We start from the raw sequence: 12,852 nt of genomic DNA, 5'->3' as shown, positions 1-12,852 counted from the left end.
TGGAACGGGCCGCCGATGCAGGACCAGAACTCCCTTACGGCTGGCTGGGATGGAGTGTGCGCATGTCCGCAGTGCTTGGTGAACTACCCGCATCAACGGCTTCGCTCACGTCTGTTGAGCGCCTCGCGGCCCGATACGGCGTTCCCATCGAGGACTCGCTGCTCATTTCCATCAACCTGCACGGGATCTCGTCGGACATCCCACGCCATCGGGCACGTGTGCTGGTGCGCCTCGCCACCGCTCCGTCCGTGCCCTGGCAGGTCATCGTCCCGCTGAACGCGGATCGTTCGCCGTTCCGTCTGGAGAGCGGACAGCTGACGATCGGCGGTGAGTTGATCGGCAGTGTCGAACGCATCGATGCTGACGAAGCCGTTGGCGGGTACTTCCGTGACGGCGGCCGAGCGGCGACGCTCAACCCGAACGCCCGGAGCCGCTGCGTCGGATGTGCCTTCTGCCCCAACACCCTGGAGGCCGCTGCCGATCCCCGCCTGTCGGAGGAGCGGGAGCTGACCGAACTGCTGGCCGCGATGTCGGAACAGCATCCTCGCGGTGACCTGACCGAACTCCGTGAGATCACAGTCTCGACCGGCTGCTTCGAACGCGAGCGGGCAGCGACCGACCACCTCCGATCGCTCCGGAGCGTGCTCACCGAGCACAACATCAACGCACGGATCGGCTTCCTCACCTCGGTGCTGCGCACCGAGGAAGCGTTCGAGGAGATCGCCGCGCAAGCGTCCCCCTTTGTGCTGCGCCTGACCGCCGAGTGCTTCACCCGGCGCGACCTGCTGCTCAAGGCCAGCAAGGCCACACTCGCGACCTCCGAGATGGCGCAGGTACTCCAGCGCGCGCTGCGCGTCGGCCACGGCACCTCGTTCACGTACATCGTGGGCCTGGACAGCCTCGAAGCACTCCGCGATGGCGTCGCGGCTCTCGCGCCGTACGTCACCGAGTTCCCGAACTTCCAGGTGTACCAGGCCCACAACTCGATCATGGCCGGGTTGCGGTCCGAAGGCGCCCAGGACCTGGAGTTCTACCTCCAGGCCCGCAGGGCCATCGAGGAGATCATGGGCTCCAGCGGTCTGCGTCCGGTGGCCTGGGAGTGCTACCGGCCCTTGTGGTACTTCACCTTCGCCGACGAGAGCCTGGTCGGTGGGCGATGACCGACGTCGCGGTCCTGGCCGACGCCCTCTGGCGAGCCACGACATACGCCTCGGTGTGCCAGCTGCACCTGCGTGGGAACGTGCTGCTCTCCGAGCCCCTGTCCCACGAGCACGTGAAGCCCGACCCCTCCGGTCACTGGGGCACCGTTCCGGGAACAGCCTGGGCACTGGCCCATGTCGCGCTGGCCGCAGGCCAAACGTCCCCGGAACGGGTCGTGGTGCCGATCCTCGGCGCCGGCCATGCGGGGATCGTCCAGCTGTCGATGGCCTGGCTCAGCGGAGAACTCCACTCGATCCGCCCCCAGTTCACGCCCGATGCGGACGGCCTGACCCGGCTTGTACGGGCGTTCCCACACGTCGACGGACTTGGTGCCGAGGCCCATCCCGCCCTGTGGGCCGGTGACTACCTCGGAGGACGGCTCGGAGGTGCGCTCGCGTTCGCCCAGGGTGCCGCGCTCGACACGCCCGACCGCGTTCTGGTCCCCGTCGTCGGAGACGGTGAATGCGAGACGCCCACGACGGCGGCCTCGTGGCTGGCCGCGGGCGTCGTGCCGGACGCACAGGTGCTCCCCGTCATCCACGTCAACGGATTCCGGATGGGTGGTCGAAGCCTGCTGGGAGGAATGACCGACGACCAGCTGCGCGCGTACGCCACCGGCCAGGGCTGGGACGGCCGAGTGGTGCATGTCGTCGAGGGCTCCGAGGAGGAGCACGCGGCTTTTCACGAGGTGTTCCAGGAGGCCCTGGATGCGACCATCCGTGGCTGCCGTGTCGCTGTCTTCCTGCGGTGCACGAAGGGCTGGGGTGGGCCGGAGACGGTGGAGGGCCGCCGAGTTCTCGGCACCCCGCGCGCCCACAAGACCCCGCTGTCAGCCCCCGGACGCGTCGTCGACCAGCTGGAACTCCTAGAGCGGTGGCTCGCCCGGTACGCGCCCCACGAGCTGTTCGATCCCGACGGCCGCCCGCAGGGCTCATTGGCTCGTGCGATGGCGGCGGCCAGGTGGTGCCGACTACGCCCGACGCACGCCGAACAGGGGCCGGCCGAGCGCCGAACACCGCTCGGCTGCGAGGGCTTCGGCACGTTCGCCGGTGCCGTGACCACCGTGCTCCGCGACCACGCCGCGGACGGCGGGTTCCAGGTGTTCAGCCCGGACGAGCTGGCCTCCAACCGTCTCGGGGGCCTGGCCGATGAACCGTGGACCAAGGAGCTGCTGGCCGAGGAGGTCCTGCTGGAGTGGCTCGCCGGCTGGACAGCCAGCGGTCGTCGCGGAGTCCTGGTCTCCTACGAAGCCTTCGCTCCGCTGCTCCTGAGCGGGGTCGCCGCTCACCTCAAACAGCGCCGCCTCACGGGGGCGCCGGTTCTGCCCAGCCTGAACCTGCTGCTGACGTCGTACGGCTGGAACAACGTCTTCACACACGGCGATCCGTCCTTCGCCACAGCACTCCTGGCCATGGGCGACCCCACTGTCCGAGTTCTCACACCCGCCGACCCGACCCGTACCGCAGCCGCTCTGGAAGAGGCGCTCCATTCGGACGGACGCGTCAACGTCGTCGTGGCGGGCAAGCACACCGCGACCGCCCACCCCACAGACACCATGCATGAGGAGCAGGCGTACGGCCTCGCCATCTGGCCACATCTGAGCGATGACGGCGAACCGGACATCACCATCGTCACCGCGGGCGACCTCCCGGCCACCGTCGCCGCCGAAGCGATCCCGCTGCTTCGCGGAAACCGTGGCTACCGCGTCCGGGCGGTGAATCTCCTCGACCTGACCGTGCTGGGTGATCCCGCGACCTGGCCGCGAGGGCTGTCCGACAGGGACATCGCTCAATACTTCGGCCGGCACGCCGCTGTACTCGTGGTCACCCTCGGCCATCCAGCCGCTGTTTGGGGGCTGCTGGCGGGAAGGCTCCGCCGTCCGACCGAGGTCATCGGCTGGCAGGAGCCGGCGGGCCCGATGCCCCAGGCGAAACTCGCCGACAAGCTGGGCCTGACCCCCACCGGCCTGGTCCAGGCGGCGAATCGTCTTCTCGCGTCCCGGGAGCCGGCCTGATGAGCGCGATCTGCATCGACCGGATCGAAGTCGTCGACGTACGGGATGACGAACCCGCGGGGGATGACACGGCCTTCATCGCCCTGCACGCGGCTGGTGAGACGGGCTGGTACGGCCCCGTCAGCGCTGCCATCGCCTCCTACGCCGACAAGGTCCTCGCGCCGACCGTGATCGGAGCCGATGCCACAGACCATCAGGCCCTCCTCCAGCGCCTGTTGGGGCCGGCGGTCGCGAGTCCGGACCCGCATGCCCCGTGGGCCATGGGCGCCATCGATTGCGCGGCGTGGGATCTGCACGGGCGCCTTGACGGTCATCCGGTGGCGGACCTCCTGACTCCGAAGACCGCGCGCCGAACCGTACCGGCGTACGCGTCGTGGCTGACGAAGGAACTGACCGACTCTGTCGAGACTGACGTCCTGAGCGAAGTCCTGGCAGGCAGTTGGGCCTTCACCAAGTGGGGGCTCCGCTGCCGATCACCGCACAGCCCGACGGAGGCGGCGCGGACTCTCGTCCGGGCCGTGGAACACGCGGCCGAGGAAACAGGGGTCCGGATTGCCGCGGACGCTGTGGGCACGTGGACACCCTCCCTGGCCCTGGCATTCGCCGAACGGGTCAATCCGTCCGCGTTGATCTGGCTGGAGGATCCTCTGCCACGCCACGACCTCCGGGTATACGGTCAACTGGCAGCGACGCCCGTGCCCGTAGCCATAGGCGAGCGCCTCTCGCTCCGCGAGGACCCCGCCACCGTCCTCGACACGATTCGCCCTGTGGCCCTGACGCTCGACGTCGTCGGATGCGGCGGTCTCACCAGGACTCTCGACGTCCTGGCAGCTGCTCGCGCCCGCAAGGTGCCGGTCTATCCGCACGGCCGCTCGCTGATCCCCGGCATCCACCTTGCCGCCGCGTTCCCCCAGGCCGTCCCCGCGACCGAGTACCGCCTCCAGTGGGAGCCGGGCCGACAACGCATCTACGACCACGCCTGGCTTCCCGAACACGGACACCTACGCCTGCCGGAATCTCCCGGTCTCGGCACCACCCCGAGGAGGGCTTCATGCCGCGAACATCCGTAAGCCTCCCAGTGGAAGGATCCGTGGGGCGCACGCCTGACGGGCCGCTCCTGGTGCTGGCCGAACGCCTCGGCGGGCACGACACCTTTCTGTCCGGACGTCTCGACCTGGACGGTACGAACATCCCGGTACGCATCATGACCCTGGACGACGTCACCGTCCTGCACCCCACGGACCCCGAAACCCTGCCCGTGCTCCGAGCATGCTGGTCCGGGACATTGCACTTGCCGCATGGCCTGCGTCCGCAATCGGCGCCGGGGGACCTGGAGTCGGCCGCCGAAGCCGAGGGGCGGACCCTCGGGGCCCTGGACGACGCGGAACTGCGCTACGCCCTCACCTTTTTGTCCGAGGCCACAACGCGCGAGATCCGTACGGCTCGTATCGCGGCCATCATCTCAGCACTGCCTCCCGCGAGGAGCGCCGCGTGACCCGCCGACGCCCCCATCTCATCAGCGTCGATGTCGGCGGAACGTTGGGAACCGCGGAAGGCCCCGGCCTCACGATGCGGCTGACCGCGGCATCCCCCCTGCCGGCGCAGCAGGCGCGCGAGATCATGCGCGACCGCCTGCACACGCAGCCGTCACTCGGCGACGCCGTCGTGGCCGACGTGTGCGAGGCCCTTCAGGTCGCACCCGCCGACTTCCCCCGGGATCTACCACCGGCTCCCCTCACGCTGTTCCCCGGGACCATGGACGCCCTGCGCATGCTGAGCGAAGTGGCGACGGTCGTGACCCTGTCCAATGTGACCTGCGCGGACGCCGACACCGACGGGCTCCGGCGCCGAACAGCGCCATGGGTGAGCGACTTCTTCCCCTCGTGCCGTATCGGGTACGCCAAGCCGGACCGGCGAGCATTCCACGCAGTAGCCGAACACTGCGCGGTAGATCCGGCGCACATCCTCCACATTGGTGACGACTGGGCCTGCGACGTGGTCGGGGCCGTCAACGCCGGAGTCGGGGCCGTCTGGATATCGCGTGGCCGTCCAACTCCCGAGCCGGATCTAATCGTTGATCACCGTGTGCTCGTCGTCGAGGACCTCTCGGCCGCGGCCCAGCACGTCCAAGCACTCTCACGCATGGAGGAAAACCCATGAGCAGCCTGTTCACCGGCACCGTCGGCTACTACCGGCAGTACCGTCCGGGCATCCCGGCCGAAGTGGCCGACGTCCTGGACCGGGCGACGGCCACCAACAGCCCACGCCGGCTGCTGGACGTCGGTACCGGGACGGGCCTTGTCGTGGAAGCGCTCCTGGAACGCTTCGACGACATCATCGCCATCGACAACGACGCCGACATGCTCGCCGCCGCCGAATCGGCGCTCCGCCCGGCACTTCCGGAAGGCGCGAGTCTGTCGCTCGTCGAATGCACGGCCGAGGAGTTCACCCCGCCGTCCGGGTGGAGGGCGGATCTCGTGACGATCTGCCGGGCCTTCCACTGGCTCGACCAGGCAGCCGTCCTGGCCGGTCTCGACGCACAGGTCGCCCCCAACGGAGCCGTCGCCGTCTTCGGCGACAACAGCTTCTGGGCAGCCGGAAGCCCCTGGAAGGAAGCCGTGCGCGGCGTCATCAAGGAGTTCCTCGGCGAGGAACGGCGGGCCGGGCAGGGGACCTTCCAGCACCACAAACGCCCCTACAGCGAGATCATGGAGGAGTCACCCTTCAACCAGGTCGAGGAAGTACGAGTTCCGGTCCAGCGCACCTGGACGACCGACAGCATCCTCGGATACCTGTACTCGACCTCCTTCGCGGCCCCGCACCTGTTCGGCACCCGCTTGGACGAGTTCGAGTCGAGGGTCAAGACGACGCTGACCGAGTTCAGCGACAACGACACCTTCGGCGAGGACAACGAGTTCCTCATCAGGATCGGCCGCCGGAACCGGACATGAGCGCAACCGGGAGATCCCGCAGGTACGACCTGCTGACCGCGCCGGACATCCCGGCGCGGCTCAGCCGCCACTCGGTCCTGGTCCTGCCGATCGGCTCGACGGAGCAGCACGGCCCCCACCTGCCGCTCAACACCGACACCGTCATAGCCGACCGACTCACCCAGATGCTGGTCGGACGCTACGGCGACCACCACGACCTGTGGGCTCTGCCCGCCCTGCCGTACGGACTCTCCCCTGAGCACGCCTGGGCAGCCGGCACCGTCTCGCTGAACATCGCCACGTTCAGCAGCCTGCTCGACACCCTCGTCGGTCAGTACGTCAGCGCCACCACCGCTCGTCGGCTCCTCATCGTCAACGGTCACGGCGGAAACCGCGGCGTCCTTGAAACGCTGGCCTACGAACTCCAGCGGACCCACTCCATCGCAGTCTGCGTCATCCACCCTGTCTCTCTGTCGCCCGAGGCCACTGACAGCGAACTGCCCGAAATCCACGCAGGCGTCCGCGAGACCTCGATGATGCTCGCCCTCGCCCCGGACACGGTGCACCTCGGCCGCATCCCCGCCGACCACACCCCCGATCCGGGCCGACGCGAGGAAATCGAGCGGCTCATACTCCGACGCGGCACCACATGGCCATGGTCATCCGGAGACCCGGCCATTTCCTCACTCGGCATCATCGGCGGCGACCCCCGAAAAGCCAGCGCCGCCGCTGGCCACTCGATCATCGCAAGCGCCCTGGAAGCGGGCGCCGAGGTCCTCGCCCGCCTCACAGACCCCATCACCGATGTCCCGGACACCCTCCGGAGGACCCATGTCCCTCACCCCTGAAGAGAAGACCTGCTTCGTACGGGACGGCGTCGCCGTCCGACGCGGCCTCGTCCCCGAGGACCTGATCGCCCCAGCCGCGTCCCTCATCGACGGCTGGGTCCGCGAGCAGATGGACTCCTCGCAGATCTCCGCATACACACAACGCACCTTCGCACCCGAACTCGGCCAACACCCGGACCTGCTGGCGCTGTTCTCGAATTCGGGAGCGGAGGAACTGGCGACGGAGCTACTCGGCGACATCCAGCCGGTCACCTCAACGCAGATCCAGATCCGGCTACCCGAGGACGCGCTGGCGACATCGCAGCCCGAGAAGGCGATGCACGTCGACGGAGTCGCCTGCCCGCATCTGGATCCTGAGGAACTGCGCACGTTCTCGCTGCTCGTCGGCGTGGTGCTCTCCGACATCAGCGATCCGGACGGCGGGGCGCTGCGCTACCTGCCCGGCGGGCACCAGACGATGGCCCGGTGGTTCGGCACCGAGTGGTCCCTCGGCGTCACCGAGCAGGTTCCGCCACAGATCGACACCGAGAGCGGAACACCCTTCCTGGGCAAGCCGGGTGACGTCTTGCTCATGCACCACCTCGTCCCGCACTCGGTGGGACGGAACCACACCTCGACGTCGAGAGTCATGGCGTACTTCCGCGTGTCGCACCCCCGCCACGCCCAACACCGCCTCGAAGCCCTCCGCGACCCGTGGCTCGACTACCCACCCCTCGCCGCCGTCACGGCTACCGCCCCGACGGCCCGATGACCACCGACCGCGACCTTGTGAGGAGCCCATCCATGCGCCTGATTCACCCCACCGACCTCGACATCGCCGCACGCGCGATCGAGGCTGGCGAGCTGGTGATCGTGCCGACCAAGCGCTGGTACATGATTTGCGCCGACGCCGGAAACCCGGATGCCTGCAAGCGCATCTTCGACGGCAAGAAGCGCCCGCCCGGCAAGTCACTGGCGTTCGTCCTGCCCTCCCTTGAGGCATGCGAGGAACGCTTCCAGTTCACGGCGGAGGCCAGGCGGCTCGCCGACGCGTTCTGGCCCGGAGATCTCGCACTCCTCCTGGCATGGCGCGATCCCGCCGACGCCGCCAGGCATACAGCCGTCGGTTCCCCCGCGCTGACCACCTACGACTCCAGTCTCCTCGGCCGACTGGCGTCCCTTTCCACCGCCCCCGTCGCCGCGACCACGGTCAATATCTCCGGCGACGCGGGACCCGACGACCCCGGCCCGGCCATCACCCTCGACGAGGTCAACCACTTCCTGACAACAACGGGCGCGGTCGCATCGGTGATCGTGGACGGCGGCATCTGCCCGGCTGCCAACCACATGACGATCGTGGACTGCTTCACGCCAGAGGCTCAGCTGGTACGAACCGGCCTTGTCCATCAGCGCGCCATTTCGGCAGCCTTGGGACGCGACGTCCGAGGCACCTGAGACGCAGAAGCGTTCAACTACCACCAGCAAGGCTTCGCAAGGGATCAACTCCGCTATCAGGCGTGCGGCCTCGGCGTGCCACGGTTGCTCGGAACCTGATAAGCGTCGTCCCAACGGAACGAGGCGCACGTGCTCTCCGGAGCTGGTGGACAGCAGGGTCATCGGCATGGGAAGCGAGACCGCTGGGCGGCCGGCGAAGTGGTAGACCCTGATGGTGAAGCCGACATCTAGTGCGCCGATCGGCACAGATGGCGAAGAACTGCGGAGAGCTCCGTAGCGGGCAGCGCCCGCTCGATAATTCGATTGCTGGAGAAGGAGCCGCCTGCTGCACTGAACCGCATGGTGACGATCACCTCCGAGCAGAGGACCGCGTTCCGCCAACAGGGGTTCGTTGTGATTCCCGAGGTTCTCAGCGCCGAGCAGATTGCCGACGGGCGCGAACTGGTCGCTGCGCTGCTGGAGCGGCAGCCTCACGCCGACGATCACGTTGGACCGTACTTCCTGTGGCCGCGCTTCGCCGTGGAGGGCCATCCACTGCTTGACTTCTACCGGGAGACAGGCGTCGGGGCTCTCGCCGGCCAGCTGCTGCGTTCGGATCTGGATGTGCAGGACCCTGGTTTCGCGCAGGTGGCCACCACGATTCCGCCCTGGCCGCATCGGCCGGGGGGCCCACACGTCGACGGTCTGACGCCGACCGAACCGGACGGACGTCCCGGATCCTTCTCACTGCTGGCTGGCGTGTGGCTCACCGGCCATGACCACCGGCACCGGGGAAACCTGTGGGTGTGGCCGGGCACCCATCTGCGATTCGGTCAGTACCTCGCCGAACGCGGCGCCGACACCCTCGCGCGCGTCGAGGAGATGAATCCGGGCCCGTATCCCAAGATCGAGCTCGGCGAGCCGACGCAGGCGGTCGGTCCCACCGGCAGCGTCCTGTTCGCACACTACCTACTTGCTCACAACATCGGCGGTCACGACGGCGTGGCCGGCGAGGGGCGACGCGAGACCGTGTACTACCGGCTCCACGCCAACGGTCACCGGGAGCGATGGCGGGAGGCCGTCACCAATCCGCTCGCCGAATTCCGTTCGTCAGAAGTGGTGCTGCGGTCAGGCTGAAGGGCGGGCGTGTCAGCGCAGAAGGCTGAACACAACGGCGGCTGCCAGCCCGCCGAGCAGGGCGCCGACAACGGTTTGAGCGGGGGTGTGATCGCGGAGGGCGACACGGGACCAGCCGATGGCGGCGATTCCGAGCAGCAACGGCGCCATGCTCATGCCGTAGGCGAGCAACAAGATCACGACCGCCCCGCTGGCGACGGCGGTGTGCACCGAGACCTTCCACCAGACGGTCACGATCATGGTCACGATGAGGCCGACGAGCATGGCGACGACCAAGGCGAACACCTCGCGGGGCGCCTTGAAGGCAACAAGCAGCGAGATGCCGACGACCACCGACGTCATCGTGACGAGGAGGGGGACGGCGCGCTGCTCACGGACTCGTATGTGCTTGTCGGTCCAGTTGCCGCGCTTCACGCCAAGCATGATGACGGCGAACGGGATACCGCCGCAGAACAGGGCCGCCAGCACGCCCCACCCGAGCCCCGTGACGCTGCTTGTGCTGTGCCAGCCGATGATCAGAAGTATCGCGATGACGAGGTTGGCCGGCGCGAGGGTGTCGGTGATGAGGCGGGCCGTGCGGGAAAGGGTCACTGCGTCGTCTCCAGGGTTCGGGCATCGTCGAGCTTGGCGGCGAAGGCGCGGGTGAGATCGGAGGCGTAGGCCTCGGCGAGTTGCTTGAGCGCATGGATTTCGCTGGGCAGGTCTCGGCCGCCGCTGGCGGGCGGGAGAGCCTCACCGGACAAGGGCTCGTTGCGCTGCCGGGCTTGTTGGGCGCCGATGATCCAGCAGGCTTCGGCGGCGATGTCCGCCTGGGCTCCGATGAGGCCGGAGGCCACGACGTGGTCGCGGGCCTGGTCACGCAGGCTGCTGGGTGCGTGGTCGCTGAGGGTGAGGACGGCGTCTCGGATCTCTATGGTGCGGCGATACAGCCGGTCCTGAACGCGGCGGGGGTGGAGGATCTCGGTGGTTCTGCGTCGCGCCGGGTCGAGGCGTACGGAGGGCACGGCCTCCGTGAGGCTGAGCCAGAGCGGGTACAGCTGCAGCAGGTCGAGGTACTCGCGGCTCCAGCGGCGCAGTCGCCCGGCGGCGGGCAGCGTGCTGCCAGTCACGATGAAGAGCAGCGCACCGAAGAGCAGAAGGCCGCCGATCATCTCGCTCGTGCTGGCCGGAACGGGGCTCAACCCCAGGAATCCCAGGACGATGACGACCACGCGCTGCGTCGCGTAGACGATGCCGATGGTGGTGCCCATGCCGGTGAGACGCAGGCCATGGCCGAGGAGGCCGGCGTCCGGCTGTCGGCCCCAGCGCCAGCACAGCCGGGAGGCGCTGAACAGAGCCGCTCCGAGGTACGCCGTCCACACCCCTCCGTAGGCGGCGATGCGCCAGTCGGAGGAGTACTCGGTCAGCAGGTCGACCGCTTCGCGCGGCTGCTGAGTGGCGAAGAACAGCACCATGACGATGGATGCCGCGGCCGACGGGAAGACGAGGTGCAGGCGGGAGGACTTCAGTCCGGATGCATTCTCCTGGGCCATGTCGTGGACGAAGGTCAGCACGGCATGTGCGGCAACGATGCAGCCGAGGTGCTTGACCAGGGCGCTCAGGTTGTTGACTCCGATTGCGGCGTCCATCGGGGCGGCGACGGAGGGCACCCTGAGAGTGATGGCGACGGCGAGAGCGAGAAAGGCGATCCAGAGGACTCTCTTGCTGGGATCGCGCCATGCGGCCGGGGTGCGCCACGCCGTGACCAGCCACAGCAGGACCGCGGGAAGTATGTCGATCATTCCGGGGCGTTCTTACGAGTCGCTGAGCGCGTCGCCCAGGCGCCGCAGGACACTGCTGCGTGGCGTCTTGCTGGAGCGGGAGGCTGCGGCTCTGCCGGCGATCAGCCCTGCGAGACGTTCGGCGTCCCGTTCGTCCTCGGTACCGTAGCTGGCTCTGGTGAGGAGACTGACCACGGTGGCAGGGTCGATGTCCGGGAACAGGCCGCCGCCGTCTGCCTGGACGCCGTCGAGGATCGACCGGTGGCCCAAGAGCATGTGACCGATCTCGTGCAGGATGATGTGGTCTTGGTGGAGCGGGCTGGTCGCCGCCTCGTGGAAGATGTGGTCGGCCTTCTCGGTGGCGATCCATACCCCGCACGGGGCGTCGGTGCCGGAGACGCCGGGGACACTGTGCAGATGGAGCGGACGACCGCGCTGTGCAGCGATCCGGTCGCAGAGGACCTGGATGTCGAACGGGTCCGGGATGTCGATTGACGCGAGCACATCCCCGATGTCCGGGCGGTCCTGACGTCCGTCGTCCGGTTGCTGTCTTCGGCTACGCAACGACAACTCGGCTCCGCAGGTGCGCTGTACGTGTCTGCGGCAGAGGCCGCCCCGGAATCCAACATTCCGGCACGGGAACGATACGGCAACCTTCAAGGGAATATGCCGGGAGCATGCTCAAATCATGCTCAACGCCGCGACGATCAAGAAATGGGCCTGATTCGGCGTCACTTGATCAAGGCTGAATTGGGCGGCCGTGCACGTGGATGGCTCCGCGAACTGCGTAAATGGACCCGCATGGGTGACCTGCGTCACACCTTCTGTCGGATTGTATACCGACATCCCGGCGTCGCCGCGGGTTCACTGGCTGGACGCCTCGCTGTCGGTCAGCCCCTCCAGTTGGCGGGCCCGCTCGATGAATCCCTTGATCGTCTTGAGGGTCTCCACCGACAAGCCGGAGGCTCTGGTGGCGACCTCGACCACATCGTTGTCTCGTATGGTCTCGATCAGCTCCAGCTGGGCGGCGATCCGCTCGGAGGACTCGTCGTTGAAGAAGTAGGCGGGGGCGACACCGAAGAAGCCGGCGAGAGCCTCCAAGTGCTTCATGGTCGGGTTGTCCTTCTTGCCCTTCCGAAGGGTCCAGATGTAACTCGCCGAGATGGTTGGCCCCCCTGACTCCTGGATCGCTTGCGCCACCTCTTCGTAGGTGTACTCACCGCGGCTCTTCGGGTGGACCGTCTTGAAGAGATGGTCGAGCTTCTGCGCGAGGGTGCGCGGCTCGGCGGGCGCTCCGTCGCTCATTTCGGGGTCCTTCGGTAGCTCGCTTGGTTTCTTGTTGTATCGACTGCTGTGGACGATACACGTCCTGCTGTGGTCGTTCCATTCTCCTCAGTTGACGTGATCCATATTTGCTGGTCTAGTGTCGTCGCGTCGCCATCGACTGGCGCGAATGAGGAGGCTGTGGCCTCCGAGGAGCAGACCGAAGCGAAGGGGGAAGCGGGTGCGAACGCCGCCGCTCAGAGGGCCGTGAGGCCGCAGTGCGAGCC

14 protein-coding genes are annotated in these 12,852 nt (G+C 67.9%); 10 read left to right on the top strand and 4 right to left on the bottom strand.

The features are described from left to right. The first annotated feature begins 62 nt into the window (after positions 1-62). The 10 genes from ACFYZ8_RS20575 to ACFYZ8_RS20530 all read left to right on the top strand — a co-directional run bounded on the left by ACFYZ8_RS20575 (position 63) and on the right by ACFYZ8_RS20530 (position 9,542). Positions 63-1,160, top strand: coding sequence for a hypothetical protein (locus ACFYZ8_RS20575; RefSeq protein WP_389049987.1), 1,098 nt, complete (start codon positions 63-65; stop codon positions 1,158-1,160). Then, positions 1,157-3,214, top strand: coding sequence for a hypothetical protein (locus tag ACFYZ8_RS20570; protein WP_389049986.1), 2,058 nt, complete (start codon positions 1,157-1,159; stop codon positions 3,212-3,214). The genes ACFYZ8_RS20575 and ACFYZ8_RS20570 overlap by 4 nt, the downstream gene beginning before the upstream one ends. Beyond that, on the top strand, positions 3,214-4,284 hold the full coding sequence (locus ACFYZ8_RS20565) for an enolase C-terminal domain-like protein (protein WP_389049984.1): 1,071 nt from the start codon (positions 3,214-3,216) through the stop codon (positions 4,282-4,284). Before ACFYZ8_RS20570 ends, ACFYZ8_RS20565 begins: the two co-directional genes overlap by 1 nt. Before the next feature lie 20 nt (positions 4,285-4,304). Continuing rightward, positions 4,305-4,709 carry a hypothetical protein gene (locus ACFYZ8_RS20560; RefSeq protein WP_361922683.1) on the top strand — a complete coding sequence of 135 codons (405 nt, stop codon included), beginning with the start codon at positions 4,305-4,307 and terminating at the stop codon, positions 4,707-4,709. Further along, positions 4,706-5,374 (top strand): HAD family hydrolase, encoded by a 669-nt coding sequence (locus ACFYZ8_RS20555; RefSeq protein ID WP_389049982.1) that lies wholly within the window; start codon positions 4,706-4,708, stop codon positions 5,372-5,374. Before ACFYZ8_RS20560 ends, ACFYZ8_RS20555 begins: the two co-directional genes overlap by 4 nt. Then, positions 5,371-6,165: a class I SAM-dependent methyltransferase gene (locus ACFYZ8_RS20550; protein WP_389049979.1), complete on the top strand. Its 795-nt coding sequence runs from the start codon at positions 5,371-5,373 to the stop codon at positions 6,163-6,165. Before ACFYZ8_RS20555 ends, ACFYZ8_RS20550 begins: the two co-directional genes overlap by 4 nt. After that, the gene (locus tag ACFYZ8_RS20545; RefSeq protein WP_389049977.1) at positions 6,162-6,992 is read left to right on the top strand and encodes a creatininase family protein; all 831 of its coding nucleotides are present in this window, start codon (positions 6,162-6,164) and stop codon (positions 6,990-6,992) included. Before ACFYZ8_RS20550 ends, ACFYZ8_RS20545 begins: the two co-directional genes overlap by 4 nt. Next, on the top strand, positions 6,976-7,743 hold the full coding sequence (locus tag ACFYZ8_RS20540; protein WP_389049974.1) for a phytanoyl-CoA dioxygenase family protein: 768 nt from the start codon (positions 6,976-6,978) through the stop codon (positions 7,741-7,743). Before ACFYZ8_RS20545 ends, ACFYZ8_RS20540 begins: the two co-directional genes overlap by 17 nt. Before the next feature lie 32 nt (positions 7,744-7,775). Next, positions 7,776-8,426, top strand: a complete 651-nt coding sequence (locus ACFYZ8_RS20535) for an L-threonylcarbamoyladenylate synthase (protein ID WP_389049972.1) — start codon at positions 7,776-7,778, stop codon at positions 8,424-8,426. 339 nt (positions 8,427-8,765) lie between these two features. Next, on the top strand, positions 8,766-9,542 hold the full coding sequence (locus ACFYZ8_RS20530) for a phytanoyl-CoA dioxygenase family protein (RefSeq protein WP_389049969.1): 777 nt from the start codon (positions 8,766-8,768) through the stop codon (positions 9,540-9,542). A gap of 12 nt (positions 9,543-9,554) precedes the next feature. On the opposite strand, the gene ACFYZ8_RS20525 is transcribed toward ACFYZ8_RS20530, so the two are convergent. The 4 genes from ACFYZ8_RS20525 to ACFYZ8_RS20510 all read right to left on the bottom strand — a co-directional run bounded on the left by ACFYZ8_RS20525 (position 9,555) and on the right by ACFYZ8_RS20510 (position 12,607). Next, entirely contained in the window at positions 9,555-10,133 is a 579-nt protein-coding gene (locus tag ACFYZ8_RS20525) for a phosphatase PAP2 family protein (RefSeq protein ID WP_389049967.1), read from the bottom strand. Further along, positions 10,130-11,323 carry an MAB_1171c family putative transporter gene (locus tag ACFYZ8_RS20520; RefSeq protein ID WP_389049964.1) on the bottom strand — a complete coding sequence of 398 codons (1,194 nt, stop codon included), beginning with the start codon at positions 11,321-11,323 and terminating at the stop codon, positions 10,130-10,132. The genes ACFYZ8_RS20525 and ACFYZ8_RS20520 overlap by 4 nt, the downstream gene beginning before the upstream one ends. A 12-nt stretch (positions 11,324-11,335) precedes the next feature. Beyond that, on the bottom strand, positions 11,336-11,866 hold the full coding sequence (locus tag ACFYZ8_RS20515; RefSeq protein WP_389049963.1) for a hypothetical protein: 531 nt from the start codon (positions 11,864-11,866) through the stop codon (positions 11,336-11,338). Positions 11,867-12,166: 300 nt separating this feature from the next. Continuing rightward, positions 12,167-12,607: a helix-turn-helix domain-containing protein gene (locus tag ACFYZ8_RS20510; RefSeq protein ID WP_389049961.1), complete on the bottom strand. Its 441-nt coding sequence runs from the start codon at positions 12,605-12,607 to the stop codon at positions 12,167-12,169. Positions 12,608-12,852: the final 245 nt, after the last annotated feature.

The sequence above is a fragment of the Streptomyces sp. NPDC001668 genome, from assembly GCF_042893155.1.
GTDB lineage: Bacteria > Actinomycetota > Actinomycetes > Streptomycetales > Streptomycetaceae > Streptomyces.
The sequence above is the reverse complement of the archived record's forward strand: the minus strand, read 5'-3'. Positions and strand labels throughout refer to the sequence as shown.